This is a genomic window from Paenibacillus sp. strain BS8-2 (assembly GCF_054483835.1).
In genome coordinates, this window is the sequence record NZ_CM137010.1 from 3,199,969 (window position 1) to 3,225,893 (window position 25,925).

The window sequence follows — 25,925 nt, forward strand, 5'->3', positions numbered from 1 at the left end:
TAAATGACAAGGAGAGATTTGAAATGGCACCTGTACAAATTGGAGTTATCGGAACGGGATCTATCTCATCGTTGCATTTGAATGCTTATAAAAACAACCCTGACGCAACGATCTACGCTGTATGCGACCTGAATGAAGAACGTGCGAAAGAAGCAGCGGAGAAATACGGCGCGGTTAAGGTATATACGGATTACAATGAGCTGCTTGCGGATCCCAATGTAGAAGCGGTTAGCATATGTACATGGAACAATACGCATGCGGAAATCAGTATAGCTGCTGTTCATGCAGGCAAACATGTGCTTGTTGAGAAGCCATTGTGCCGCACGGTAGAAGAAGCGCTTGAGGTTCAACGCGCGGTAGAAGAGACGGGCAAAATTCTGCAAGTCGGATATGTTCGCCGCTACGATCCTAATGGTCAACTGCTTCGTTCGTTAGTTGAAGATGGTCAGCTTGGCGAAATCTATTACGCGAAAGCGACAATGCTCCGCAGACTGGGCAACCCAGGCGGATGGTTCTCCGACATCGAACGTTCCGGCGGCGGACCGCTGATTGATATCGGCGTTCATGCGATCGATATTTGCTGGTACATGATGGGCCGCCCTAAGGCGGTATCCGTTAGCGCCAATACGTACCGCAAGCTGGGCAACCGTTCCAACGTGCAGGATCTGTCGTTCTACAAAGCGGCTGACTTCGACGCTAGCAAGAATACGGTTGAAGATATGGCCAACGCGATGATCCGTTTCGAGAATGGCGCTTCGCTTATGGTAGACGTCAGCTTCACCCTCCATGCGAAGCAAGATGAGACCTCGATTCGATTGTATGGAGACAAAGGCGGTATGGAAATCGAACCGGAGACGACGTTCGTGACGGAGATTAACAACCGGATCGTCAACGCGGTACCACAAACCGATCACAAAGGTTTTGGGTTCGAAGCGGCCTTCCAGAACGAAATCAATCACTTCATCGATAATGTGCGTAATGGCACAAAGCCGATCAGCCCGGTTGAAGACGGCGTTGAGATAATGAAAATTCTGTGCGGCATCTACGAATCGGCAGCGAAAGGCGCAGAGGTGAGACTATGAAGCTGGGAGTAAGCACATATAGCCTGCATCAAGCTTTTTCCTCCGGAGAGCTGACGGTAACCGGGGTTATCGACTATATTGGCAGTATTGGCGCTGATCATGTCGAGATCGTGCCACTCGGCTTCAGCTTGATCGAAGATCCTTCCTTGATCGATACAATCCGCGAGGCGGCTTCGAAAAATGGATTAGAGCTGTCTAATTACGCGATCGGAGCGAACTTTGCGGACAAGTCGGACGACGAGCTGCAAGCGGAGATCGATCGGGTTAAACGTGAAGTCGACGTCTGCGCGGCGCTTGGCATCAAGCGCATGAGACATGATGTTGCATCTTCGAAAGATTTGTCTATCACTCACTTCCTAGAGGAGCTCCCGCGACTTGTTGAAGCATGCAGAGAGATCGCAGATTATGCATCTGGCTTCGGGATTACGACAAGTGTGGAGAATCATGGATATTTTATCCAGCACAGTGATCGTGTACAAGCACTTGTTAAGGCGGTAGACAGAGAAAACTTCCGCACGACGCTCGATATCGGCAATTTCTTGTGCGCCGACGAGAATCCGCTTGTCGCCGTTGCCAATAACATCGGTCTGGCATCGATGGTGCATGTGAAGGACTTCTATGTTCGCCCTGCGAATCGTTATCCGGGTGAAGGCTGGTTCAAGTCATCCGGAGGCCAATATTTGCGCGGCGCGATCTCGGGTCAAGGAGATCTCGATACACCTGGCATTCTTGGTATCGTGAAGAGCAGCGGCTACGATGGTTATATTTCCATCGAATTCGAGGGAATGGAAGAGTGCCGCAAAGGTACCAAGCTTGCGTTCGATTATGTGAAACGGACTTGGGAAGAACTATAATATATATAAATGTTGAATATCGCTTCATTGATAGAGAAGGAGTGCGAATGGGATGACAAAACCGATTATGACGAATAAGATCGGCGTTATCGTCGATAGCTTTAAACTAGGCGTACGAGAAGGCTTGAAGAAAGCAAAGGAAGTCGGTGCGGACGGCGTTCAGATTTATGCTGTTAGCGGCGAAATGGATCCTGCTAATCTGAGCACCTCGGCTCGCAAGGAACTGAAGGATTACATCGAATCGCTTGGTCTTGAAATCTCCGCGTTGGTTGGCGATCTTGGCGGTCACGGCTTCCAGGATGCTTCGCTTAATCGCGAAAAGATTGAGAAGTCAAAGCGGATTATGGAGCTTGGTCTTGAGCTAGGCACTAATATCGTAACTACGCATATCGGAATCGTTCCGGATGACCGCGACAGTGTTGTCTACCGCTCGATGCATGAAGCATGCGTGGAGCTAAGCTCCTTCGCTGCCGGGATGAATGCATTCTTCGCAATCGAGACGGGCCCGGAGCCTTCCGCCCACCTGAAGTCGTTCCTTGATACGCTTGGCTCGCGCGGCGTCTCGGTCAATTTCGACCCTGCTAACATGGTCATGGTTACGGGCGACGATCCTGTACAAGGCGTGTATACGCTTAAGGATTATATCGTGCATACACACGCGAAGGACGGCATCAAGCTTGCGGATTATATCGATCCACGCGATGTGTATGGCTTCTACGGATATGACAAGGCTCAAGGTTTGGATCATGATGCGATCGCCAAGATGGCAGAGGACGGTCCGATCTTCCGTGAAGTGCCGCTCGGCGAGGGCAAAGTGGATTGGAACGGGTACATGCAGGCGCTGAACGATATCGGCTACAAAGGATATTTGACGATTGAGCGCGAAGTCGGTGCAAGCCCGGAGAAGGACATTCAGCTCGCCGTGCAATTCCTAAAGGGATTCCGCGGGTAACTTTCTATTGTAAGCTTAATCCAAAGCTGCCGCTTGGGGTCATTTAATGATCTCAAGCAGCAGCTTTTTTTCACGTAAAGGAAAGTATATGTATTTGACTGTACATTCTCTATACGTTTCGCTGAAACGATGGCGTCTGTAAAGGACGGCGTAGCCGTTTCACCTTGAATTCTAAGCGTACTATGTCAACTACTTTTTACGGACTTTAGAGCACCCCAAACACACCTAACCTGTAGAATTTTAAAAATAGGGTTACCAACTGACGAAAAGCGGTGGACGAAAGCGGTATGTCTCGAATCTGAAGAAATAGCCTCGTTTCAATCCTGTATGCAATCTGGCTGAGTGCAGATAGCTGTTCTAACGTACAATTCGCATTGACAGGACGAGGTGGATAACGCTTTAGTACGAGGTCTGGGCCTCCAGAATTTGATCCGATCTTCCCTCGGTCCCAGACATACCGACTTCATCATTTTTCTTTGTATCTAGGCAGCGCTTGATGTGATCATGCAATTAAAGGCGAGCTTTTTGTTGATTTCCTGCACGAGCCGATAAGCTGGCTTGGAGGAATGGAACGGCTGCTTATCGCGTAACATGGCAAAAGCGATCTTAAGCATCTTGTTGCCCATTGCTACAAAGGTTGCGCGTTCGTGCTTGCCTCGGCTTCTGAGACGTTCGTAAAACGGCTTCAGGTCCTCATTATGCAAGCAGAGGCTCCGCCCAGCTAGATAAGTGACATAGCGTAAGTGAGTATTGCCCTGCTTGGAGATTTTGCGATAAGAGCCCGCGCCGCCGCCTGACTGCTTGACGATCGGATTGGTACCGGCCTTCTTGATGAGTTGCCCGGCATGCTGATAATCCAAGACATTACCGATCTCCGCGTAGAGCTCTGCCGCCAAGGATACGCCGAGTCCAGGAACCGTAAGGAGTAAGCTACCGTCGGTCTGAAGCAACAGGTTTTCAATCTCATTGTCCAGCGTATTGATTTTGGCATCGAAGGCGCGGAGGTCCTGTAGCTTCATACGTAGCACCATGAGCTCGGGACGGAGCGTCTGCACGTCTGAGGCAAGTGATTCCTTTGCCACATGAAGCAGCTTGCCGATTGCGTTCGTACGCAACTTCAAGTTGTGCTGAACGGAAAGCTTCCGTAGCCCCATCTCACCAAGTTGCAAAACGAGAGCGGGGTGCGGGTAGTACTCCATGAAGTAGAGAGATGCTTTCCCCCACAAGTCGCTAAACACTTTTATTTTCTTAGCTCTTCCATTCTGGTGTTCGGCGTAACCTTGATACTCTCGCCAGACGATATCCAGGATGTTTCGGATCTCCATACGAAGGCTAGAACGCTTGCGAATTTCTGAGCGCTTTGCACGAGTTAGGACGCGCAACTGTCTTTGCAGGCCTTCCGTTAAACGATACTCCGTCGCTTTATTGTTACGAATGGCGTGAGCAATGGCGACGAGGTCGAGGTCATCGGTTTTGCACCAACTAAGAGCGCTGGCACGCTCTTCAGAGGTCGTGTAGGCGTTGAGAATTTGAACGTGGTACCCATGCATGGTCATCTGTCTGACAATGTCCTCGTAGTAGTGGCCGGTTGCTTCAATGCCAAGAAACAAGCGTACGGCTTCCGTGTCTCGAATGGCTCTTTCAATCGTGTCGTATAGGAGTTTCATTCCGGATTGACTGACGGAAAAAAAGAAGGGTTTCTCAATCACGTCGCCGAAATAATTGCATATGAGTGCTTTTTGGTGGAGCTTTGCCGCATCGATCGCTACGATGAGTACTTGCTCCAGGTTAACACCTCGCAGTTGTTGACTGAACTTTGTTCCCTTTAAGCCTTGAATATGTTGGGATTTCCCCATGTGACTTCAACCTCCTGTGGTGGGTGGTTAGATTGAAGCTCTTCGTCAGGTGCTTCTTTCTTCGATAGTCGCTGGGGATTTTCCTTTATAAAAGGAGTATATTACACGCCAGAATTTATAAGTTTTTGCATCTTATCTGAGCTTAGAATTCTCGGAATGAAACGCGCTGCGCCGCCAAAGACGGCGCAGCCGTTTCACCTTGGTTGGATACACTTAGAAATTTGGTTGAAGTACCACAATGGGAAAATCAACATCACGAAGCAGATTTTACTAGCCTAAACATTGGCGAATCCTGTAATATAGTGTCAGATAAACGAACATGTGCATCTGGGAGGCATAACGATTGAATCGATTATTGACGAGAATGGTATTATTTTTTTCTGCTTTAATTATCGCGGCAGTCGCCGTACTTGGCTTCACTATCTATCGTTCGTCCATGGACCTGGTCGAGAGTTCGCTCGGCGCCCAAGCGAGGGTGGTGGCGGAGAATGCGGCAAATTTGATCGATCCGTCGGCATATGCCAGCTTAAGCGCTGAAGTCGGAGAAACTGATTATTACCAAGAGCTTCGAGCGGAGCTGAATGCGTTAAGAGAGACGAATGGTCTCAAGTATCTCTATACGTTGGCAAGCGGAGAGGAAAACGGGGAGATATTCTACTACTATATGGTCGACGGAGCACCGCAGGATGTAGCAGAGGATGACTTCTCGCCAATCGGGACGCGGGAGGAGAACGGATATTCGGGCATGATCGAAGCCTTTGCGACAGGACAATCTGTTGTCGGTGAATTATCGAATGATGAATATGGCGCCACGTTAACTGCGTACGTGCCGATCAAGAATGAGTCCGGCGACTTATTAGGTATCATCGGTGCTGACTTCGACGCTACGAATGTGTTTGACCTGATGTCTGCTAATACCCGCACCACCATTTATTTGGCAGTTGCAATTGTGGTTATCGGCATCTTGCTTGTCATTGCTCTAGCAAGTTACCTGACTCGTCCGCTGAATCAGCTGACATCCACGGTGGCTAAGGTTAGAGAAGGCGACATGACCGTGGACATCCGTGTAACGCGTAAGGATGAGATCGGGACGCTTGCGGTTACGTTCCAGCAGCTTGTAGCGAACACAAGGTCGTCCATTCGTAATATGCGTGAAAGCTCGGAGCGCTTGCTGACGGCATCTGAGGATGTTTCACGGCATGCACGGACGACGGTAGAAGCAAGTAAGCAGATCGCAGCCAGCATGGATGACGCTTCTTCGGGCGCGCATACGCAGGTGAGCAGGGCAACAGACATGACACGCGCCGTAGAAGGCGTAGCCCGCAGCATGTATAGAATTACGGAGTCTGCGGCAATCGTATCCGATGTTGCTCAGGAGACGAAGGGGCATTCGGATCGTGGCAAAGGGCTGATTGGCGCGGCGCTAGGTGAGATGGATGCCATTGGATCAGCCGCTGATCGGATGTATGAAGCGATGAAGCGGCTTGAAAGCCGGACGGTAGAGGTCGGAGAAATTACATCCATGATGTCGGATATTGCCTCTCAGACTAATCTTCTTGCCCTTAATGCGGCAATCGAAGCCGCTAGAGCAGGCGAACAAGGGCGTGGGTTCGCAGTCGTGGCCGAGCAAGTACGTAAGCTCGCGTCGCAATCGCAGAGCTTCGCCGTCCGGATCGGCGATCTTATTGCTTCGACCCAGGAGGAGACGGCTAGACTAACCGGAGAGATGGGGGGCAATACGGACAAGGTGAGAGCGGGACACGCGATCGTCAAGGAAGCGGGCGAAGCCTTCTATGCCATCGTAGACGGGCTCGAGCTTGTCAATCAGCAATTGCAAGAAGTGTCTGCCGCTTCGCAGGAAGTGAGCGCGGAGTCCGAAGAAGTGGCGGCGTCGGTGGAGGAGATGGAACGGATCTCACGTCATGCGGCGATTCACTTCCAAGGGATTGCAGAGAGCTCCGGCAAGCAGATTCGCTCCATGGACGAGGTGTCCGCATCCGCAGAATCGATGCGTCACATTTCAAGTGAGCTGGATTCGATCAACAAACGATTTATCGTTTAATGGACTTTTTTTTTCAATTCGGTGTAAAGGTATAGGAATACGGTGAACTAAGCGTTATAATCGTAAAAGAGTGTAGAATGATTCTCACCAGGTCCGGTATTGGCGTTAGTCGCCGCTCTTCGGATCAATAACGAATAAGGAGTTTGAAACATGGCAAAAACGTTAATATTCGGACACAAGAACCCGGACACGGACACTATTACTTCGGCTATTGCTTATGCAGAGCTGAAAAGCAAGCTAGGCGCTGACGTTGAAGCGGTTCGCCTTGGCGAAGTCAACGGAGAAACGCAATTTGCGCTAAACTACTTTGGAGTTGAAGCTCCACGTTTTGTTGAGAACGTAGCTGATGAAGCAAAGGACGTTATCCTAGTTGACCACAATGAGCGCCAACAAAGCGCTAACGATATCGACAAAGTACGCGTCGTAGAAGTTATCGACCATCACCGCATCGCGAATTTCGAAACGGCTGGTCCGCTGTACTTCCGTGCTGAACCGGTTGGCTGCACAGCGACGATCCTTAACAAGCTGTACAAAGAGAATGGTGTAGAGATCCGCAAAGAAATCGCGGGCCTGATGCTTTCCGCAATCATCTCCGATTCGCTCCTGTTCAAATCGCCGACTTGCACAGAGCAAGACGTTGCGGCAGCTCGCGAGCTGGCAGCAATCGCTGGCGTTGACGCTGAGACTTACGGACTGGACATGCTGAAAGCTGGCGCTGACCTGAGTGACAAAACGATCGAACAACTGATCTCCATCGATGCCAAGGAATTCTCGATGGGCAGCTATAAGGTCGAAATCGCTCAAGTAAACGCGGTTGACGTTAACGATGTATTGAACCGCGGTGCCGCGCTGGAAGATGCGCTAAACGGCATCATCGCAGCTAAAGGTCTGGATCTGTTCCTGCTTGTCGTAACTGACATTCTGAACAACGACTCCATCGGACTTGCGCTTGGCAACAAAGCGAGCAGCGTAGAGAAGGCGTTTAATGTTACATTGAGCGAGAACAAAGCGCTTCTGAAGGGTGTTGTATCCCGTAAGTCGCAGATCGTTCCTCCGCTTACAGAGACGCTTAGCGCCGAATAATCGACTGTCCGCTTGGCAGAACTGGACAGATTAACTTAAGTGGCAGTCCGAACCTTCGTTTGTTGCGAAGTTTCGGGCTGCCTTTGTGTTCGAATACCATATGAGCCATTAAGAAAGGACAGTGAAATGATGTTTGAAATAACCGAATATACAGTTGAACAGATCAAAGACCCATACGGAATTATTGCAGGTGAACGATACGAATTTGTATTGGATCTAGAAGTGGATGAGGAGGACGAGTTGTATCAAGAGGAAGGCGTAAGGCTTCGTGTGGTGTATGCGAAAGAAGGTGACAGCTCCCGTATTGTGAAATACGAATTTCTGATCGCGGCATCCGGCAAGTACCTCGACATGGAGATGGAAGAGGACGAAGAGCAAGCTATTTTCGCTTTCTGCAAGGAAGCACTGGAGCAACCTATCACGGAATAACCTCGGTTAAGATAGCCCCATAGCCCCTCCCTCACTCGTCATTTGAGCATCTCTGGAGCGCTCCGATACGAGTTTTGCTCATTTACGGTCCGCTCTCCGCATAATCTTCATCATAAGCCCTTTTCATGTAAGCAGAAAGTCATATGGATGACGAGGGGGAGAAGCGTGTGCGAGAGCCGTTCCGCAATGAGCCATTTACCGATTTCGCGATCAGTGACAACATCGTCGAATTTCAAGCTGCGCTTGCAGGGGTCGAGTCCGAGCTTGGACGTGAGTATAAGCTTAAGATCGGCTCCGATTGGATCGAAACGAATACGAAACGCAAATCGATTAATCCTTCACACTATACCCAAATCATCGGAATAGTCTCACAAGCGGAGAGTGATCATGCCCATAGAGCCATTCTGGCGGCAGCTGCTGCTTTCGAAGGCTGGAAGCGGGTTGCAGCACCTGCAAGGGCAAAGGTGCTCTATAAGGCGGCCGCAATTCTGCGCCGGCGCAAACACGAATTCTCAGCGTGGCTGGTGTACGAAGCAGGCAAGAGCTGGCCGGAAGCGGATGCGGACACAGCAGAAGCGATCGACTTTATGGAGTTTTATGGCAGGGAGATGGAACGACTGGCCGAGCGGCAGCCCCTTGTGCCCCTTGCAGGCGAGGACAACGAGCTCGTCTATATTCCGCTAGGGATCGGAGTAGTCATACCGCCTTGGAACTTCCCGCTTGCCATTATGGCGGGCATGACGATGGCTGCAGTGGTTGCGGGCAATACTGTCGTACTTAAGCCGGCAAGCCCTACGGCCGTAATTGCAGCCAAATTCGTGGAGCTGCTGGAGGAAGCAGGGCTTCCGGATGGCGTAGTCAATTTTTTGCCGGGTTCGGGGAGTGACATTGGCGATTTCCTGGTGGAGCATCCGCTCACTCGATTTATTTGTTTCACCGGCTCGCGCGAGGTTGGTCTGCGTATTAACGAAAAAGCGGCCGCGATCAGTCCGGATCAGAAGTGGATTAAACGGGTCATTGCGGAGATGGGGGGCAAGGATACCATCATTGTCGATGCAGATGCCGATCTTGAGCTGGCGGCAGAGGCGATTACAGTATCGGCGTTCGGTTATTCTGGTCAAAAGTGTTCGGCATGCTCCAGGGCGGTCATACACGAATCTGTATATGACGCTATAATCAAGAAGGTTGTAGAGCGGACTCTTGCTCTGCGGATGGGCAAGGCTGCCGAACAGGGAACCTATATCGGGCCAGTCATTGATGAGCGGGCGTACATTGGAATTCTAAAATATATCGAGGTCGGCCGTTCCGAGGGTACGCTCATTTGCGGAGGCAACAAAGGCAGCAGCACCGGCTACTTTATCGAGCCGACGATTATTAAAGATGTTGAGCCGTATGCGGTAATTGCGCAAGAGGAAATATTCGGTCCCGTGCTGGCGTTCATCAAGGCGGCGAACTTTGAAGCGGCGCTGGATATCGCTAACAATACGGAGTATGGGCTGACGGGAGCTGTGTTTACTCGTAATCGAAGCCACCTGGAGAAAGCTCGAGAAGAATTTCATGTCGGCAACCTGTATTTCAATCGCAAATGTACGGGAGCACTTGTCGGCGTACATCCTTTTGGCGGATTCAATATGTCCGGTACGGATTCCAAGGCGGGCGGAAGAGATTATCTGCTCCTCTTTACCCAATCCAAGGTTGTCGCGGAACGATTCTAATTGCTTTTCAAGATAGTAGGAGCCCGCCATTTGCCTCGGTCTGAGGGGGATGGCGGGCTCTATAATGGTTTAGACATTCTGATTTAGCGGTCTGATATCCTACAGCCGAATCTTAAACGACTTTTTGATTAGAGGAAATAACCATTTCACACCGCTTGGCGTGAGTGTATCCGCGACGAGATGGGAGAGATAGCCTAACATGGCCGTCATGCCGAGCCCTGGTACCCCGAGCTGCTGCTCAAGCCCCCAGCCTATCCAAGCCCACAAAGGTACGATCCAAATTGTATGGGTCATACCGCGATGTTTCAGCCAAGGCGCCCAGACGACAAATGCACCGAGTCCTATAAGCCATGACTGCTCATTCGTAACCCCATGAAAAATCAAATAAATGCCGACAGCACTGACGAGCGCGTTGCGAATCGCACCTTGTTTCATGACAAGTCCAAGTAATACTGCGGCAATACTGCCTCCTGCCCAGAGCGGCGAGAGCGGTTGTCCGGTGAAATAAAGGTAAGCACATATCGTCAAATAGATAAGTCCGCCCCACAAGGCGAACTCCCGGATTTGTTTGCTTAACTTGGTGAGCCTGCTGCTTAACATGCTGGGACCGTCGAGGTCAGCAGCGAGCGCTGAGAATCCGGCAACGCCGATGTACAGAAGGCTATCCTCCATACCTGGAGAATGAGAAGCGGCGGCGACGGCTCCAATCGATGCTCCTATCAAAAGATGTTGTTTTCCTGTCATGCTGACTAGGCTCCTTTCTGTGACTGACATGAGCTGTGCGGCCGAGTATTGCATGGCGCATTCTCTTACACTTACAGATGCTCCTTGTTAACTTGTTCGTTACGCACCATTTGCTCGAGCTTCTCGACGAGTTTGTCGTGAACGGGATCCTTTTTGGCGAGCCCGATCCAAGATTTCGTTTTTTGCGACTTCAGCACTTTTAATAGATAGATCTTTTCTTTGAGTGAAAACATCTCCTGCCCCGCTTTCCTAGGGTTATATCTTATTATTATAGTAGATGACGCCCTTCTGTGAAACCGAACGATCACAAAGATAAAATTTTACCCTCAAAAGAGAAAAATAGGACTACTAGCGGAACATAACGTACTACTATAATGTACAAGGAGAACACTTTGAGGGGATGCTGCAGATGACGCAGGGCAATCAGAGACTATGGTATAAAGAACCAGCCACCAAATGGGTGGAAGCGCTTCCGATCGGCTCAGGCAAACTGGGTGCAATGATATTTGGAGAGATTCATGAGGAACTTATCCAGCTGAATGAAGACTCATTATGGTACGGCGGGCCGATAGATCGAGCCAATCCGGATGCGGGAGCAGCTCTCGCGGAAGTGCGTAGACTGTTGTTCGCTGGACAGCTGGATGAGGCAGAGAGGCTTGCCAAGACTTCAATGACCTCTATGCCCAAGCATATCGGACCTTATCAGACGCTTGGCAATTTCTCAATCAGTTTCAGAGAGGTTGGAGCTCAGATTATCGGGTATGAGAGAGAACTCGACTTGAACACAGCTATCGTGCGCAGCAGCTTTGAAGCGGACGGGATTCAATACATAAGGGAAACATTGGCAAGTTATGTCGACGAGGTTATTGCGATCAGACTGACGGCTAGTCAGCTCGGCACGTTGTCATTCGATGCCAACTTGGATAGAAGACCGTTCGACGGATTATCATACAGCGACAATCGTACGATCTGGATGAGTGGTCAGAATGGACCAGGTGGCGTTACGTACGGAATGGCGGTCAGAATGGTTACCGAAGGTGGGCGATCGGCAATAACTGGAGACTACCTCACCGTCGACCATGCAGATGCTGTGACACTGTATATCGCAGCAGCAACATCCTTCCGCCATCAAGATCCGATGGGGGTTATAAAGAATGTCTTGGATGCTGCTGAAACTAAGGGATTCGAGGCTGTACGCCAAGATCATCTTCAAGATTACGGTCAATTGTTTGGACGAGTGTCGCTTGTTCTTGGTGAGGAGAGAGGGGGAGATGATAAAACTGATGTTCCCCATGCTTCAAGTTTACCGACTAACGAGCGGCTGTTGTCGTTCCAGCAAGGCGGCGCCGATCCTGAGCTGCTTGCGCTTTTCTTCCAATACGGGCGGTATTTGCTCATCGCAAGCTCTAGGCCGGGATCACTTCCAGCCAATTTGCAGGGGATATGGAACGATAGCCACACACCGCCATGGGAGAGCGACTATCATCTCAATATTAATTTGCAAATGAACTATTGGCCTGCGGAGCTATGTAATCTTGCAGAATGCCATCTGCCGGTCTTTGATTTGTTGGATAAGCTGCGCAAGACTGGGGCAGAAACGGCTAAGGATATGTATGGGGCGCGTGGGTTCGTCGCGCATCACGCAACAGATTTGTGGGCAGAAAGCAGAGTCATAGGCAACTATATGCCAGCCGTCATCTGGCAGATGGGAGGGGCATGGCTTTCCCTTCATATGTGGGAGCATTACCGCTATGGAGGGGATCGTCATTTCCTTCGGGATCGGGCATATCCGACACTGAAGGAAGCATCCCTTTTCTTGCTGGACTTCCTGGTGGAGGATACGAAGGGGAGACTAGTTACGGCGCCTTCTCTATCGCCGGAGAACACGTACCGTCTCCCGAACGGGGAGACGGGCAGATTATGTATCGGACCGTCGATGGATTCACAGATTGCCAACGCTCTGTTCTCGGCTTGTCTGGAGGCGATCCGCATTCTCGGAACGGGAGAGGAAGAGGCGAAGTTCAGAGCTGAGCTGGAGAATGCGCTCGAGCGGCTGCCGAAACCGGAAATTGGGAAAAACGGAGGATTAATGGAGTGGTCGGAGGATTACGAAGAGGTTGAGCCGGGTCATCGTCATATTTCCCATCTATTTGCGCTTCATCCGGGCGAGCAGATTACGCCCCAATACGAGCCCGAACTAGCAGCGGCGGCGCGTAAGACGCTAGAAGTCAGGTTGGCGAACGGTGGCGGACATACGGGGTGGAGCCGGGCATGGATCGTGGAGTTTTGGGCAAGGCTTGGCAACGGTGAGGCTGCATGGGAGCATCTGTCTGCGCTGCTTACTAAGTCTGTTCATCCCAATCTATTTGGTGATCATCCTCCCTTCCAGATCGATGCGAATTTTGGCGGTACGGCAGCGCTTGCGGAGATGCTGCTTCAATCCCACCGGGGAGAGATCGTCCTGCTGCCGGCATTACCGAGCGCTTGGCAAGTTGGCGAGGTGACCGGTCTACGAGCGCGCGGAGGCTGCACCGTTGATCTGTCGTGGCGTGAAGGGAAGTTAACGAAAGCGATTGTAACGTCAGACCAAGGCGGCAGCTGCCGAATTGTATACATTGGAAAGCTGCTGGTACTTACGCTTGCTGCTGGGGAGAGAGCCGCTCTAACTCAGGCAGACTTCGATACCAATGGGTGACGGTTCTCGCCTGTGACTTCCTATGTTCGCATGGTATAATGGGCATATTCGATTAACGATATGGTGGGATGCCCGAGTGGACAATATAACGATTACGACCGCATGCGACGACACGTGCGCGGGGACGGAAGCGGATATCACGGGAGTGAAAGCGAAGCTGGTGGACGAAGCAGCAGCTACAGAGCTGGCGGATTTGTTCAAGGCGCTTGGCGACCCGACAAGGGTCAAAATCATACATGCTCTCCTTCAGTCGGAGCTATGTGTGCACGATTTGACGCAAGTGCTGGAGATGGGGCAATCCGCTGTCTCTCATCAATTGAGGCTGCTTCGTAATATGCGAATCGTCAAGCGGCGCAAAGTGGGCAAGACGGTTTTCTATTCGCTTGACGACGATCATGTCGAGCAGTTGTTTGTTCTCACGCTGCAGCATCTGCGGCATGAATAAAGGAAAGTTCATATCCATGACAGTTGGTTGCGCTAGTCAATCTTTCGCTTAGGAGCGAAGGAATGGCTGGCGCTATTTTTTTTGAGCCTTTCCTATCGATTAAGGGATTCTCTTTAATGATGGATTTTGATATAATCCTTTTTAGTGGCAAAAAGTGGTTTATATGATCAGGAATGTATGTGGGACTTCTATTTGGATAATGAACGCTTTGTTAAAGTTTGATAGGGAGATCTATATGAACTAAACTTTCAAGACTACTATTCCGATAGAATATACAAAAGATACCATATAAAAATATGGAACTAGGATAAGGAGAACAAATCGTACTGATGTTTAAAAGAGTAGAGAATGAGTTGGAACTGGCTATGTTTAACGGGATATGGACGACGGTATGGCGCGAGAAAGGATATGAGCTGGAATTTGCGGAGCAAGTCTTGGATCGATTCGTGGTCTTGACGGATGAGGGACAATGCGTGGGAACGTCGGAGATTAAGTATTATGACAGAGAGAATAGCTTGATTAACGAAATAGCGCCGTTCGGGGAGCATCCTAAAGTGGTGGCGTCGGAAGGATTCATCGCTGAGATCGACAAGATCGCGATATTAGGGACGTACCGCCGGAAAGGAAATTTGCTTGCGGACATTTTATCATCGGCCGTATACGCCGCGGAGAAGAGAAACATGGATTATTTCGTCTCATTGATGGAACCTGTATTTCTGAGGGCGCTTAGCATTTCATTTAAAGTTCCGCTGGAGAAATTGGGAGGGGAGATTTTCTACAAAGGAGATTACGTCATCCCCGTCATATTTGATATGAAAGAAATGTATCAGAACAAAACCAGATATAGTTGGTTGTCATATCCACAAACGCAGACTATTAAAACGGAGATGGAAGTGCAGGCATGAAACAACTATCAGAATTGGAAAAACGTAATCGATTGTTGGTTAAAATTTTCTGGGGGATGCTGTTATTGGGCGTCTTAACGGATATTATGATTGGTCTTGGGCTTGACATGATTCTACTATTGGCTGGTGTCGGAGCGGCGCTTGGCGCCATTGTAACCTTTATGACCTATCGCGATGCAGGAAGCCGATTCGTCAAATATTTAATGCCATGCAACTTGACGGTTATCGTAACCATGCTGATTTTGATGGATCCAAACCCCATTGTAAGCACTTATTTTCTTGTTTACGTCAATCTTGCTATAATCGCGCTTTATTCGGATTATCGTCCGATTATCCTGACGGGCGTGTTGGCGGCGGGATTATCCGCTTATATCTTTAGCGATCCGATCTTGCAGGCAAAGCTGTTCCCGGCGGATTCTCTGGTTTTATTATTCTTGTACCTGGCGTTTGCAACAACTGGCCTGGCGGTAGCGGCGCAATACAGCCAGAAGCTTCAGCGTGAGGTAAGTACCAGACAGAGCGAGGCGCTTGCGTCCAAGGAACTTGTTGAAGGCGTGTTGACTCAGCTGCGCGGCTCGATTGTTGTGCTCACGAAGTTCAGCGCAGAGCAGCAGCAGCAGGTCCGCTCGACGGGAGTGATTTCCCGAGAGGTAACGGGCACGTTCGGCGAGATGGCTGCCGCCATTGAGAAGCAGACCGACAATGTGTTATCGATCAATGAAACGGCGCAGCAGATCGATCATGCGATTGAGCGGCTGCTTGCAGGCTCAACAATGCTTCGAGGATATTCGGAGTCCAACGTGGAGCTTACCGAGCGGAACAAGGAGCAGATGGACATTCTGTCGCGGGAGATGGATGGGCTCCGTACGATGATTGCGAGCACCGTCGCCAAGATGGAGATTCTTCAGCAGCAGAACGATCAGGTTACCGACATCGTGGACACGATTCGAGACATATCGGAGCAGACCAACCTGCTTGCGCTTAATGCAGCTATCGAAGCGGCCAGGGCTGGCGAGCATGGACGAGGCTTCGCGGTTGTATCGGGCGAGGTCCGCAAGCTTGCCGATCATTCGCGCCGCTCCGCCGAAGAAATTAATGCGATATTAACCACAATCCGTACGCAAATTGACGATGTATACTCGCATGTGGAGGGCGGGCAGCAAGCTGTCATTCGCAGTAATGCCGCAACGCAAGGAGCGCTTGAGCTGTTCGGCAATATCAACGATAACGCCAGACGGGCGCAGGAGCAGGCACTTCAAGTAGGTGACAGCACGAGCAGCCTGCATGAGAGATACAGCTTCATGGCCGAGGAAATTAACAGTATTGCAGCTACTACGCAGCAGAACATAGCTTCCGTCCAGGCTGTCCAGGCGAATATGGAAATTCAACACACGAAAATTAATGAGATGGTAGACGAGTATGCAAGACTCGATTCCCTTGTCTCCGAGCTGGAGCACGCTTCTGGAGGCAAACGTTCGGCTTGAGGTAGAGCAGAAGGCAGAGGGAAAAGACACATGCTTGTGGAGTAATGGAGAGCTAACGAACGGCTAGAAGCGGAATAAGTAGAGGCGATGCAGGGAATCATGTTCCCGGCGTCGCCTTTTGCGTATATATGTGAATGCAGGGTTGATAATGGGAATGAGTGTTTGGAAATGTGAATTTTCGGAAATGCTGATTGTTTGCGTAACAAGGATGAGTATGTTACTAAGAAACCAGAGGTGTGATCGTTAGTCGTGATAAGTATAGGACGGGAATTAGTAATAAGTGGTTGCGCGGGATTATGAGATGGTTTATATTAAACATATGAATAGTTGTTCATATGTTTAATATGATGAAACGGATATTGTATTAATCCTTATTATGCATGTTTTACACCTTAGGAGGAATCTGAGATGAGCCATCGACACGATCAAAGCAAACATGATCATGCAAATGATCGCGCCGCAAAGGCTGAGCACCAGCACAATAACAAATGTGATCACAGCCATGATAACGAATACCACGCACACCGCCATCACGGACATAAGCACCACGGTCATAGTCACAGTCACAGTCACAGTCACAGTCACAGCCACGGTCACCACCATCATGGACACGGCCATCATCATGGTCCCAATAACAAAGTCGGGCTTGCAATTGCACTGACGATAACCTCAGGCATCATGATTCTGGAGTTCGTGGGCGGGCTGTTAACCAAATCGCTGGCGCTGCTCTCCGACTCGGGTCACATGCTTAGCGACGCGGGAGCGCTAGCGCTGAGCCTGGTCGCGATGTGGTTCGCTGCCAAACCGGCGTCCGCTAAGAACACATACGGTTACCATCGGTTCGAAATATTGGCGGCATTGCTTAACGGCGTCACGTTGTTCGTCATTGCGGGATTCATTATCGCTGAAGCGATCGAGCGTTTCGGCAATCCGCCGGAGGTCGCGAGCGGCTCCATGATGCTTATAGCCGCGATTGGCTTACTGGCGAATCTCGTTAGCGCCTGGTTCCTGATGCGGAAGGGTGACGTGAAGGACAACTTGAACGTCCGAAGCGCCTATCTTCATGTACTCGGCGATGCCCTTGGTTCAGTCGGAGCTATTGTCGCAGGTTTGTTGATGCTGCTGTTCTCCTGGTACATTGCCGATCCAATCATTAGTGTGTTGGTCGCACTATTGATACTCAAGAGCGCATGGGGCGTTATAGCTTCAACGGTTCATATCTTAATGGAAGGCGCACCGACTTCTGTCGAAGCGACCAAGGTGCGAGAAACATTGTTGAAGCTGCAAGGGGTACAAGACGTTCATGATATGCATATATGGACGATCACTTCCGGTATGGACGCGATGTCTTGCCACCTGCTCATCGCGGATGAAGCTGCCGAGCAAGCGGTGCTGCAGGCCGCGGTTACGATGTTAGCTGAAACGTTCGGTATTGAACATGCGACAGTTCAGATCGAGAAGGCGGGTCTCAGTCATCCGGAGTTGAAGGTTTAGCGTACATCACCTCCGAGGGGGTAGACTTCGGATTCCAACAAAGGCGAAACGGGTACCCACACATGACACTTTAAGAGGTGTTCTCGTGTAGGTACCCGTTTGTTGTTTATAAAGATGCTAGGTCTATTCCAAAGTCTTTGTTATTATCTCGTGGCCGCAATCGATTTCGATTTGTACAATCTCGCCGCAAGCGCGAAGCAGACGATGCCCCAGATGGCCATAATGCCCATGCCGATCCAGAAGCTGGACGAAGCGATGCCCTCGGCATAAATAAGTCCGTCACGCATGCCCTCGACGAAGTATGTGAGCGGCAATATTTTCGGCACAACCTGCAGCCATTCGGGCAACGTATTGACCGGGAAAAAGATGCCGCTTAGGAACATCATCAGCATGCTGGCGATGTTGGCCATACCCATGTAGGCTTCCATCGTCTTGCTGAACGATGAGAACAGATAACCCATCGCGTTAAACACGAGCGCGCCGGCGAAAAATGCCACAGACAGGCTGAGCACATTGATATGCAACGTCGCGCCGAATCCGTAAACGCCTACCGCTGCGAGTATCGTGATCTGGATCACGCCGAGCAAGAGGCGCACCAGCATACTGGATAGACCGAATAATCCCATACGAGCTGGCGTCATACGAAGACGCTTGAGCAGCCCGCGCTTGCGCATGTCCACGAGATCAGCCATTCCGAACAGTCCACCTTGCGCGATTGATAAGCCAATCATGCCGGTCAGCAGGAAGTCGGAGTAGCTCGTGTCTTCGGATGCCGTCGTAATGGACTCCAGCTTGAGCGCATATGTAGGCGTCGCTCCGGCAGCGGACAAGTTGGCTTGTTGGACGAATTGATTCATGATGCTGGATACGGCTTGTGTCGTCGCACCGCCCTCGTTCTCGCGATTCACGATCAGACCGACCTCGGAGGTCCCTTCGACCTCCGGAAGAATAATCAACGCGTCGACATCCTTATTCTCGACGAGCGTCTTGCCTTCTTCCAGCGCCACAGGCGTTTCTTCCACAAACTCGAAGACAGGAATTTGTTTCATTTGCTCCAGGAGCATCCCGGAAGATGCGTTAGGAGTGGCGTCGACAACGGCGATCTTCGCTTTGAAGTCCTCGCTGCCGCCCCCGCCTCCGAATATAATCATAAACAATATCATTAGAATCACGGGGAAAAATACGCTCCAGAACCAGACCTGTTTCTCACGGAACATCATTTTAAGATGGGCGGCGAACATTGCGCCGAATTGTTTGGCAGCCAAGCTTAGTCCCTCCATTCTTTGCCTGTAAAGGCGATAAATACGTCCTCGAGGCTAAGCTCGCGGATCGAAATTTGTTCGACTCGGAAGCCGCGGTCCTTGGTGTAGCCGAATAGTTCGTATAATGTGTCCTCGGGCTGCGTCGTCCATAGCTGAAGCGCCGATTGCTCGCGTACCGTGCGGACGACGGCGGGATGGCGCTGCGCGACCTTCTCCGTATCCATGGCGGCCTGCTCACCGTCGAGGAACGACAATCGCACCTCACGTTCTTTGGTCAGGCGATCAATGAGCGCGGCCGGCGTATCTAGCGTCACGACCTTTCCTTGGTCGACGATGCAGACCCGGTCGCTGAGCTTCTCCGCTTCTTCCATGTAATGCGTCGTCAATATCGTTGTTTTGCCCATGTCTTTTAATCTCAGAATAATGTCCCAAATGTTGCGTCTAGCTTGCGGATCGAGACCCGTCGTCGGTTCGTCCAGGAAGATGACGTCAGGATCGTTAACCATCGCAAGTCCGATCGCGAGCCGCTGCTGCTGTCCGCCGGACAGCTTCTTGACATGTCTGTCGCGGTGCTCCGTCAAGTTGATCATCTCCAGAATATCCGCCACTGGGCGAGATTTGTCGTAAAAGGTGGCGAACAGCTTCAGATTCTCCTCGACGGTCAGCAGATCGAACAAGGCGCTGGATTGCGGCTGCACGCCGATATAATTTTTGATCGCATCGCCGTTTCTCGACCATTTCATTGCGCCGAACTTGATTTCGCCTTGGTCCGGTGGAAGCAATCCTTCAATCATTTCCAGCGTTGTCGTTTTGCCGGCGCCGTTAGGTCCGATGATCGTAAATATTTCTCCGGCCTCGACTTCGAAGCTAATGTCTTCGACGGCGTGTACCGTTCCGAACGATTTCTTTAATCGCGACACTTCCAATACGGGCATCTCGAAATCACTCCTTATCCATTTGATCCGATTGTAAAACATATCCACAAGCTGCTAAACCGTCCAAGGAACGTTTTTTCTCTCCGTCTGGAGACCGATAGGCAGGGAATGGAAGCGGGGCATCGAATCATTAACGTAACAGGAAGACCGGGACATTGCTGCCTGGAGACGAGAGGGGAAACAAAGGATGATGGAGAAAGTAAGATGGGGTATTATCGGCTGCGGTAACGTGACTGAGGTCAAGAGCGGACCTGGCTTCCAAAAGGCGGAGGGCTCCGAGCTTGTGGCCGTTATGCGTCGCAACGGTGAGCTCGCCAAGGATTACGCGGAGAGACATGGCGTGGCGAGATGGTACGATGACGCAGATAAACTGATCGCGGATCCGGAGGTAGACGCCGTATATGTTGCGACACCTCCTTCTTCACATATGGAGTATGTTCTGAAATGCGCTGCAGCAGGCAAGCCCGTATATGTGGAGAAACCAATGGCGCGCAGCTCGGCAGAGTGCGAAGCGATGATCAAGGCTTGCAAGGAAGCGGGAATTCCGCTATTTGTAGCTTATTATCGAAGAGGCTTGGACTATTTCCGAAAAATTAAGGAGCTGCTGGAGGGTGGAGCCATCGGCAACGTTCGTTATGTTTCTATGAAGCAATTCCAGCCGGCGAACGTCGTCCCAGGACAAGAGCTGCCTTGGCGTCTGGATCCTCAAGAGTCAGGTGGAGGATTATTTTTGGACTTGGCGAGTCATACGCTAGACGTGATGGATTATTTGTTGGGGCCGATCCGCGAAACAACAGGAGGAGCCGGCAATCAAGCAGGCTTGTACGATGCGGAGGATATCGTAACCGGCAGTTTTGCATTCGAGTCCGGCGTCCGCGGCATTGGCGTTTGGTGCTTTAGCGCTTATGCTCATGCGGACGAGAACGAGATCGTCGGCGATAAGGGACGGATCAGGTTCGACACATTCGGCAATGAGCTGATTACGCTGGAAACGCCGCAAGGAGCCGAGCAATTCCGAATCGAGAAGCCGCTCCATATTCAGCAAAATCTGATTCAGCTTATCGTAAACGAGCTTCGCGGCGGAGCCCAAAGCCCTAGTGACGGGACTAGCGGGATTCGGACAAGCCGAGTGATGGATAAGCTGATTGAACAATATTATAGGGAAGCTTAATTTCATAGCGATAACAAAAGAGCTCCAGAGGATCAACATGGTCGGCATGACATGTTCCTTCTGGAGCTCGTATTATTTTAGGCGGTTGTATCGTATTCGGTCTGCGTGCCTGCATCTTGACGGATACGGGACGTACGCGCCTGTCCAAAGGTTTGCTCGCAAAAATCGGCAGCGGTTAATGTTACAAGCAGGCCGGCGAGCGCTCCGCATACGGACAAGGGGATTGCCCAGAAAACGGGAGGCTGCGTGAAATACGGGATAAGCGCCACGGCCAGAATCGGAGGAGCGTTCCACTTAAACCGATTAATGAGTCCGATGACAATTAACAATGTTGCCAGCAGAGACAGTGCTCCAGCATGCCAATGTGCAAGCAGGGAACCTATTGCCGACGCGGCGACGGCCCCTAACGCGATGCGGCCCACCTCTGGTTTGCGGAATGGTCGGGAGATGAATAACAAACTGAAAGCGCCAAGCGTCGGGAAAAATATAGCGTGCATATGTGGAATATGTAACGAAATCCAATACACAACGACGAGATATAAGCAGATGGCATAAATCTTGAATCGATTCATGGATGTAAACCTTCTTTCGGTTCAGTAAGCAGATGGAATGGCAGTCGGATCTTCCATTCCATGTTACATTCTAAAGCGTGGCACGCTCCCCGTCAACGCCAATTTGAAATTAACTTCATTCCTGTTTATGGTTCTTTTCTATCCAGAAAATCTTCCAGGGCATCGAGACGCAACGACCAGAATGCTCTATAGTCGTTGATCCATGCTTCGATCTCGCGCAGAGGCTCGGGTAACAGGTAATAGATATGTTTTTGAGCTTGTTGTCTGGTGCCAACCAGCTTGGCGTTTTTCATGATGCCAAGATGTTTGGAAACAGCAGGCTGACTAATTGCCAAATGGCTGACAAGTTCGTTGACGGACCGATCACGCTCGCGCAAGAGCCCGATCATGGTTCGGCGGTTCGGCTCGGCAATAATTTCGAAGATGCTTAACTTAGTGGCGCCCATCCTGAATCATTCCTTTGTATGTGAATTGAAGCTCCTTTTGCCGCGCCCATGGAAATTCAAAGCTTTCACCGTTTAATACAAGATCGATAACGTCCAAATGGACATGCCATCCCGACAGGAAACTTGGCAAGTCATTGGTTTTGTAGAAAAGATGCTCCAGTGTCAGCAGCGTACCTTGTTCGGAGTCACTTAATTGAAAAGAAACAATCGATTCGCCGGAGGTTTCCTCCGTCCACGTATAAGATAATTTGTTATTCGGTTTGTATGTCATGACTTTGCCCGTCACGACATCTCCGTTATCCCACCGTAATTCGAGCTTCCCTCCTTCAAAATGCTCGATATCCGCTGTAGCCGTCAGCCACATTTTGATGGAATTAGGATCGGTGATCGCTTGCCAGACTTCATCCTTGGAATGTTTAAGTTGACGCTGGAACAGAATGGCTGTGCCTCCAGCTCGTTCGATAATGGTTCCGTCCATTCGAATGTCCTCCGATTCATTGAAAGGTTAGTTTGCATATGTTCTATTATGTATATTACCATAAAGTTATATAACTTAAAAGTAATATAAAGAAAAGAAAAATACCGCCCGTCGAGACGAAGCGGCAATTCCATTCCAAGCAGTACGTTATTCGAGCACCATAACGCCAAACGGCGCGATTACGGCTGCGCCTTCCAGTTCCGAGTCCGTCAGCAAGTCACGTTTGGAGCCGGAAAGCGAGATTGAAGCTGGTTCTTCGTTGTAATTGAGCAAGAAATAGACGGGACCACGATCGTCTTGTCGAATCGCAAGCTCTACCTGTGGTGGTAACTGAAGCCAATCGCGCACCGGAGACACGATGCCGCTTTCCTCCAAAATCCGGGAGGCGGACGCCTCGTCGAAGACCGCTCCATAATACCAAGCATACCCCTGACCGAACGAATTGCGAGTAACGGCAGGTTTGCCGGCATAATGATCGTTCGCATACGTGGCCATCACCTGAACGGAGTTGAGCTCGGGCAGCAGTACGTCGTTAAAAGCATTCGCAGCCGTGACAACCGTATCGCTAATTGCAGTGCTAGCCGCCCACTCCATGGATACGGGGGCACGAGAGCCCTTCACCATTGTAAACTCCTCAACGGAAATACCGCATAGATTGGCAGCGGCTCCGGGGAATGGACGCATGTAGCAATGACCGCGATCATCCTTGTAGCCTGTACGGCAGCCGAATACAACGATTCCGCCTTCACTTGTGTACTGCTCTAGAAGAGCAGCCGTCTCGTCTAACATGATCGCGGGATGGGAGTAGACCAACATTCGGTATTTCCGTAGATCTTCGATTGTCGTCTCGGGACGCAGATAGAAATTATCGCTAGGAATATGACGTCTTGTCAGCGCCTTGAACCATTCGGTGTTGCTTTTCCAATAGAAAGGACCATGCCAGATGTCATATTCGCCGTCCCACTCGTTATTATAATCCCGAAGGATGGCTACCTCGGCGGCATATGTTGTGCCTGCCACACGATCGTTAATCGCAGTGACCTCTTTGCCGATTTGGCGTGCTTCCCGAATCCTTCTATTTTCTTGATTGTGGTAATCATTGAGGCCATGCCAGTAGATTTCCTGGCCAAATGTCGCTGTACGCCAGCGGAAATAAACGACCATATTGGCTCCATGAGCGATAGACTGATACGTCCATAATCTCATTTGCCCCGGCTTAGGCGATGGCATATCCATGCGGTTCACCCAGCCGCCGGGACCGGATTGCTGCTCCATAATGCAGAAGTTCGGGGAGATGGAGCGTACGGTCGAAAGCGTCTGGCTGGATCCACGATCAGCAAGCCGATTCTCTTCGGTTGGATCGAAATAGATGGACGAGAATTGCGGGTACGAGTCATAACTGAAGAAGTCCAGCAGCTCGTCCGTCATACGATGATTGTCCAAATGGCCGAACAGACCGTTTGTTGTAATCCAGTGATGTGGGGCAACCTCTCGAATGATGGCGGATTGTACGGCTGCGAACGCTATTGTGTTGTCGGAAATAAAGCGGATTTCATCGAGTGCCAAATGCGGATTCGGCGACTTGCCTGCAGTCGTTGGACGAGACAAGTGAATTTGACTCCAGTCCGTATAGGTCTGACTCCAGAAGACTGTGCCCCAAGCCGCGTTGAGCGCATCTAAGGTACCATATTTATCCTGCACCCAAGCTCTGAATGCGATATGGTCCGCTTCTGAATAATACACATTTATTTCACAGTTGAGCTCATTGTCGATCTGCCAGCCGACAACGGCGGGATGATCCTTATAATGCTCGGTCATTTGGCGCGTAATGATCGAGCAAAGCTCACGGTATTTGGGACTGCTGTAGTTGTAATGACGGCGTAAACCATGCTGCAGGGTGACGCCGTCATGCGTTACGTTCAGCACCTCGGGATAACGCTGCGTCAGCCATGCTGGCGGTGTTGCTGTTGGCGTGCCGAGAATGACCTGAAGTCCATGCTTGTGGGCAAGGTCAAGTGTTCTATCAAATAACTCGAAGGAGAAGACGCCTTCCTCCGGTTCGAAGATACTCCACGCAAATTCGGCTACGCGCACGATCGTAATTCCAAGCTCGCGCATACGCCGATAATCGTCCTCCCACAGATGCTCCGGCCAATGCTCCGGATAATAACATACGCCAAGCTCCAGCTTGTCGAGGGCAGATTTGTTGTTCATTGCCAACATCCTCCTTATAGAACATTTATATAAATATATTGCGATATGAAATTGCTCATGTTAATTTTAAAACGATGAATATAGGGATGTATATATTAACATTTTGCTTAAGATAATAAAAAATTGCGAAATCGACAGGGAGTGGAGGAGGTCGTGAGACAACATTATATCGCTCCGAAACCATCATTTTCCCATTATATTTGTTATCCGGATATGTACGGCAGATATGCCGGCAGCTCTGAACATTCGGAGATTAGAGAGCGTGGAGCGCTGAAGGAATATAATCTTCATCTTGTTTTTGCAGGGAGGGGCTACGTCTATCTGGAGTCTGGCGAGGTTATCGAGCTTGCCGCCGGTGATGGCTTCTTGTATGGAAGGAATGCGTATCAACGTTATGAGTCGAGTAAAGAAGAGCCTTGGGATATCCGCTGGATTCACTTCTCCGCAACGGCGCCTTTGCCAATCCTACGGGAAGCGGACGAATTCGGGTGCTGGACGTTCTCCTTCTCGGCGAGCGAGCGGTTCGTGGCGTTGACCGAAAGGATGTACAAGATGGGGAAGAAGCTCCAGCTTGCTGATGAACCTGCTATGTCTTCGCGGCTCTACGAGCTGCTGATGCTCCTTTCTGTTCAGACGGAGAGTCTCGAAGCTCCGTCGCAGCTGGGGAAACGGGATGTTATCCGGTTAGCGGCAGACGGAATTCGGGCGAGATGCGAGGAGGATTGGAGTCTGGAGGAAATGGCTGCGTTGACAGGCTTTAGCCCCTATCATTTCTTAAGAATGTTCAAGCTCGCGACAGGCAGAACGCCTAATCAGTTTCTTACGGAGAGCCGGATGGTGCGTGCGAGACTGCTTCTCGCAACGACAATCATGCCGGTAGGGGAAGTGGCAAGAAGCTGCGGGTTTGGGCAATCGAGTTACTTCATCAAGCTTTTCCGCATGGCGGAAGGACTTACACCCAAGTCGTACAGGCAGCTATATGACAGCTTTCCTCAAGCTGCCGAAGAGTCACCTGATGATTAAATGCTTTGAGCTTATTCCATGGGT

At 50.5% G+C, this 25,925-nt stretch carries 23 protein-coding genes; 14 read left to right on the forward strand and 9 right to left on the reverse strand.

Going from position 1 to position 25,925, the window contains the following annotated elements:
- Positions 1 to 23: 23 nt before the first annotated feature.
- The 3 genes from ACX1C1_RS13690 to ACX1C1_RS13700 are packed head-to-tail and all read left to right on the forward strand — an operon-like array spanning position 24 to position 2,888.
- Complete coding sequence (locus ACX1C1_RS13690) at positions 24 to 1,082, forward strand: Gfo/Idh/MocA family protein (RefSeq protein ID WP_458952753.1); 1,059 nt, start codon at positions 24 to 26, stop codon at positions 1,080 to 1,082.
- Entirely contained in the window at positions 1,079 to 1,936 is an 858-nt protein-coding gene (locus ACX1C1_RS13695; protein ID WP_458952754.1) for a sugar phosphate isomerase/epimerase family protein, read from the forward strand. The genes ACX1C1_RS13690 and ACX1C1_RS13695 overlap by 4 nt, the downstream gene beginning before the upstream one ends.
- A gap of 52 nt (positions 1,937 to 1,988) precedes the next feature.
- Entirely contained in the window at positions 1,989 to 2,888 is a 900-nt protein-coding gene (locus tag ACX1C1_RS13700; RefSeq protein WP_458952755.1) for a sugar phosphate isomerase/epimerase family protein, read from the forward strand.
- Positions 2,889 to 3,370: 482 nt separating this feature from the next.
- On the opposite strand, the gene ACX1C1_RS13705 is transcribed toward ACX1C1_RS13700, so the two are convergent.
- Positions 3,371 to 4,744 carry an IS110 family RNA-guided transposase gene (locus ACX1C1_RS13705; RefSeq protein WP_458952756.1) on the reverse strand — a complete coding sequence of 458 codons (1,374 nt, stop codon included), beginning with the start codon at positions 4,742 to 4,744 and terminating at the stop codon, positions 3,371 to 3,373.
- Positions 4,745 to 5,087: 343 nt separating this feature from the next.
- Here ACX1C1_RS13705 and ACX1C1_RS13710 point away from each other — a divergent pair, with 343 nt between their 5' ends.
- From ACX1C1_RS13710 to pruA, 4 genes are all read left to right on the forward strand, one after another.
- The gene (locus tag ACX1C1_RS13710) at positions 5,088 to 6,806 is read left to right on the forward strand and encodes a methyl-accepting chemotaxis protein (protein WP_458952757.1); all 1,719 of its coding nucleotides are present in this window, start codon (positions 5,088 to 5,090) and stop codon (positions 6,804 to 6,806) included.
- A 150-nt stretch (positions 6,807 to 6,956) separates the two neighbouring features.
- Positions 6,957 to 7,889: a manganese-dependent inorganic pyrophosphatase gene (locus ACX1C1_RS13715; protein ID WP_458952758.1), complete on the forward strand. Its 933-nt coding sequence runs from the start codon at positions 6,957 to 6,959 to the stop codon at positions 7,887 to 7,889.
- A 126-nt stretch (positions 7,890 to 8,015) separates the two neighbouring features.
- Entirely contained in the window at positions 8,016 to 8,318 is a 303-nt protein-coding gene (locus tag ACX1C1_RS13720) for a DUF6509 family protein (RefSeq protein ID WP_458952759.1), read from the forward strand.
- A 167-nt stretch (positions 8,319 to 8,485) separates the two neighbouring features.
- On the forward strand, positions 8,486 to 10,033 hold the full coding sequence (gene pruA / locus ACX1C1_RS13725) for an L-glutamate gamma-semialdehyde dehydrogenase (protein ID WP_458957677.1): 1,548 nt from the start codon (positions 8,486 to 8,488) through the stop codon (positions 10,031 to 10,033).
- Between the two features lie 99 nt (positions 10,034 to 10,132).
- Here the strand turns inward: pruA and ACX1C1_RS13730 are convergent, their stop codons facing one another.
- Together ACX1C1_RS13730 and ACX1C1_RS13735 are read right to left on the reverse strand one after the other, a co-directional pair.
- Positions 10,133 to 10,777 (reverse strand): metal-dependent hydrolase, encoded by a 645-nt coding sequence (locus ACX1C1_RS13730; protein WP_458952760.1) that lies wholly within the window; start codon positions 10,775 to 10,777, stop codon positions 10,133 to 10,135.
- A 71-nt stretch (positions 10,778 to 10,848) separates the two neighbouring features.
- On the reverse strand, positions 10,849 to 11,010 hold the full coding sequence (locus ACX1C1_RS13735) for a hypothetical protein (protein WP_458952761.1): 162 nt from the start codon (positions 11,008 to 11,010) through the stop codon (positions 10,849 to 10,851).
- Positions 11,011 to 11,186: 176 nt separating this feature from the next.
- On the opposite strand from ACX1C1_RS13735, the gene ACX1C1_RS13740 reads away from it, so the two are divergent.
- From ACX1C1_RS13740 to ACX1C1_RS13760, 5 genes are all read left to right on the forward strand, one after another.
- Positions 11,187 to 13,472 carry a glycosyl hydrolase family 95 catalytic domain-containing protein gene (locus ACX1C1_RS13740; protein ID WP_458952762.1) on the forward strand — a complete coding sequence of 762 codons (2,286 nt, stop codon included), beginning with the start codon at positions 11,187 to 11,189 and terminating at the stop codon, positions 13,470 to 13,472.
- 76 nt (positions 13,473 to 13,548) lie between these two features.
- Positions 13,549 to 13,917 (forward strand): ArsR/SmtB family transcription factor, encoded by a 369-nt coding sequence (locus tag ACX1C1_RS13745; RefSeq protein WP_458952763.1) that lies wholly within the window; start codon positions 13,549 to 13,551, stop codon positions 13,915 to 13,917.
- Between the two features lie 329 nt (positions 13,918 to 14,246).
- Positions 14,247 to 14,822, forward strand: a complete 576-nt coding sequence (locus ACX1C1_RS13750) for a GNAT family N-acetyltransferase (protein ID WP_458952764.1) — start codon at positions 14,247 to 14,249, stop codon at positions 14,820 to 14,822.
- Complete coding sequence (locus ACX1C1_RS13755) at positions 14,819 to 16,306, forward strand: methyl-accepting chemotaxis protein (protein ID WP_458952765.1); 1,488 nt, start codon at positions 14,819 to 14,821, stop codon at positions 16,304 to 16,306. Before ACX1C1_RS13750 ends, ACX1C1_RS13755 begins: the two co-directional genes overlap by 4 nt.
- 408 nt (positions 16,307 to 16,714) lie before the next feature.
- Positions 16,715 to 17,800, forward strand: coding sequence for a cation diffusion facilitator family transporter (locus tag ACX1C1_RS13760; RefSeq protein ID WP_458952766.1), 1,086 nt, complete (start codon positions 16,715 to 16,717; stop codon positions 17,798 to 17,800).
- A gap of 143 nt (positions 17,801 to 17,943) precedes the next feature.
- Here ACX1C1_RS13760 and ACX1C1_RS13765 read toward each other — a convergent pair whose 3' ends face one another.
- Together ACX1C1_RS13765 and ACX1C1_RS13770 are read right to left on the reverse strand one after the other, a co-directional pair.
- Entirely contained in the window at positions 17,944 to 19,065 is a 1,122-nt protein-coding gene (locus tag ACX1C1_RS13765; RefSeq protein WP_458952767.1) for an ABC transporter permease, read from the reverse strand.
- Positions 19,066 to 19,067: 2 nt separating this feature from the next.
- The gene (locus ACX1C1_RS13770; protein ID WP_458952768.1) at positions 19,068 to 19,997 is read right to left on the reverse strand and encodes an ABC transporter ATP-binding protein; all 930 of its coding nucleotides are present in this window, start codon (positions 19,995 to 19,997) and stop codon (positions 19,068 to 19,070) included.
- Positions 19,998 to 20,184: 187 nt separating this feature from the next.
- Here ACX1C1_RS13770 and ACX1C1_RS13775 point away from each other — a divergent pair, with 187 nt between their 5' ends.
- Complete coding sequence (locus tag ACX1C1_RS13775; protein ID WP_458952769.1) at positions 20,185 to 21,168, forward strand: Gfo/Idh/MocA family protein; 984 nt, start codon at positions 20,185 to 20,187, stop codon at positions 21,166 to 21,168.
- Between the two features lie 77 nt (positions 21,169 to 21,245).
- Here ACX1C1_RS13775 and ACX1C1_RS13780 read toward each other — a convergent pair whose 3' ends face one another.
- The 4 genes from ACX1C1_RS13780 to ACX1C1_RS13795 form a co-directional block, all read right to left on the reverse strand.
- Positions 21,246 to 21,740, reverse strand: a complete 495-nt coding sequence (locus ACX1C1_RS13780) for a hypothetical protein (RefSeq protein WP_458952770.1) — start codon at positions 21,738 to 21,740, stop codon at positions 21,246 to 21,248.
- Positions 21,741 to 21,865: 125 nt separating this feature from the next.
- Positions 21,866 to 22,186, reverse strand: a complete 321-nt coding sequence (locus tag ACX1C1_RS13785) for an ArsR/SmtB family transcription factor (protein WP_458952771.1) — start codon at positions 22,184 to 22,186, stop codon at positions 21,866 to 21,868.
- Entirely contained in the window at positions 22,173 to 22,664 is a 492-nt protein-coding gene (locus ACX1C1_RS13790) for an SRPBCC family protein (RefSeq protein ID WP_458952772.1), read from the reverse strand. The genes ACX1C1_RS13785 and ACX1C1_RS13790 overlap by 14 nt, the downstream gene beginning before the upstream one ends.
- Before the next feature lie 147 nt (positions 22,665 to 22,811).
- Positions 22,812 to 24,878 carry a beta-galactosidase gene (locus ACX1C1_RS13795; RefSeq protein WP_458952773.1) on the reverse strand — a complete coding sequence of 689 codons (2,067 nt, stop codon included), beginning with the start codon at positions 24,876 to 24,878 and terminating at the stop codon, positions 22,812 to 22,814.
- Between the two features lie 153 nt (positions 24,879 to 25,031).
- On the opposite strand from ACX1C1_RS13795, the gene ACX1C1_RS13800 reads away from it, so the two are divergent.
- Positions 25,032 to 25,901, forward strand: coding sequence for a helix-turn-helix transcriptional regulator (locus ACX1C1_RS13800; protein ID WP_458952774.1), 870 nt, complete (start codon positions 25,032 to 25,034; stop codon positions 25,899 to 25,901).
- The last annotated feature ends 24 nt before the right edge of the window (positions 25,902 to 25,925 follow it).

What these genes read in the sequence shown, in the direction of transcription:
- ACX1C1_RS13690 (WP_458952753.1), top strand. Translation starts at nt 24, where the DNA reads ATGGCACCTGTACAAATTGGAGTTATCGGAACGGGATCTATCTCATCG.
- ACX1C1_RS13695 (WP_458952754.1), top strand. Translation starts at nt 1,079, where the DNA reads ATGAAGCTGGGAGTAAGCACATATAGCCTGCATCAAGCTTTTTCCTCC.
- ACX1C1_RS13700 (WP_458952755.1), top strand. Translation starts at nt 1,989, where the DNA reads ATGACAAAACCGATTATGACGAATAAGATCGGCGTTATCGTCGATAGC.
- ACX1C1_RS13705 (WP_458952756.1), bottom strand. Translation starts at nt 4,744, where the DNA reads ATGGGGAAATCCCAACATATTCAAGGCTTAAAGGGAACAAAGTTCAGT.
- ACX1C1_RS13715 (WP_458952758.1), top strand. Translation starts at nt 6,957, where the DNA reads ATGGCAAAAACGTTAATATTCGGACACAAGAACCCGGACACGGACACT.
- ACX1C1_RS13720 (WP_458952759.1), top strand. Translation starts at nt 8,016, where the DNA reads ATGATGTTTGAAATAACCGAATATACAGTTGAACAGATCAAAGACCCA.
- ACX1C1_RS13730 (WP_458952760.1), bottom strand. Translation starts at nt 10,777, where the DNA reads ATGACAGGAAAACAACATCTTTTGATAGGAGCATCGATTGGAGCCGTC.
- ACX1C1_RS13735 (WP_458952761.1), bottom strand. Translation starts at nt 11,010, where the DNA reads ATGTTTTCACTCAAAGAAAAGATCTATCTATTAAAAGTGCTGAAGTCG.
- ACX1C1_RS13740 (WP_458952762.1), top strand. Translation starts at nt 11,187, where the DNA reads ATGACGCAGGGCAATCAGAGACTATGGTATAAAGAACCAGCCACCAAA.
- ACX1C1_RS13750 (WP_458952764.1), top strand. Translation starts at nt 14,247, where the DNA reads ATGTTTAAAAGAGTAGAGAATGAGTTGGAACTGGCTATGTTTAACGGG.
- ACX1C1_RS13755 (WP_458952765.1), top strand. Translation starts at nt 14,819, where the DNA reads ATGAAACAACTATCAGAATTGGAAAAACGTAATCGATTGTTGGTTAAA.
- ACX1C1_RS13760 (WP_458952766.1), top strand. Translation starts at nt 16,715, where the DNA reads ATGAGCCATCGACACGATCAAAGCAAACATGATCATGCAAATGATCGC.
- ACX1C1_RS13770 (WP_458952768.1), bottom strand. Translation starts at nt 19,997, where the DNA reads ATGCCCGTATTGGAAGTGTCGCGATTAAAGAAATCGTTCGGAACGGTA.
- ACX1C1_RS13775 (WP_458952769.1), top strand. Translation starts at nt 20,185, where the DNA reads ATGATGGAGAAAGTAAGATGGGGTATTATCGGCTGCGGTAACGTGACT.
- ACX1C1_RS13780 (WP_458952770.1), bottom strand. Translation starts at nt 21,740, where the DNA reads ATGAATCGATTCAAGATTTATGCCATCTGCTTATATCTCGTCGTTGTG.
- ACX1C1_RS13785 (WP_458952771.1), bottom strand. Translation starts at nt 22,186, where the DNA reads ATGGGCGCCACTAAGTTAAGCATCTTCGAAATTATTGCCGAGCCGAAC.
- ACX1C1_RS13790 (WP_458952772.1), bottom strand. Translation starts at nt 22,664, where the DNA reads ATGGACGGAACCATTATCGAACGAGCTGGAGGCACAGCCATTCTGTTC.
- ACX1C1_RS13795 (WP_458952773.1), bottom strand. Translation starts at nt 24,878, where the DNA reads ATGAACAACAAATCTGCCCTCGACAAGCTGGAGCTTGGCGTATGTTAT.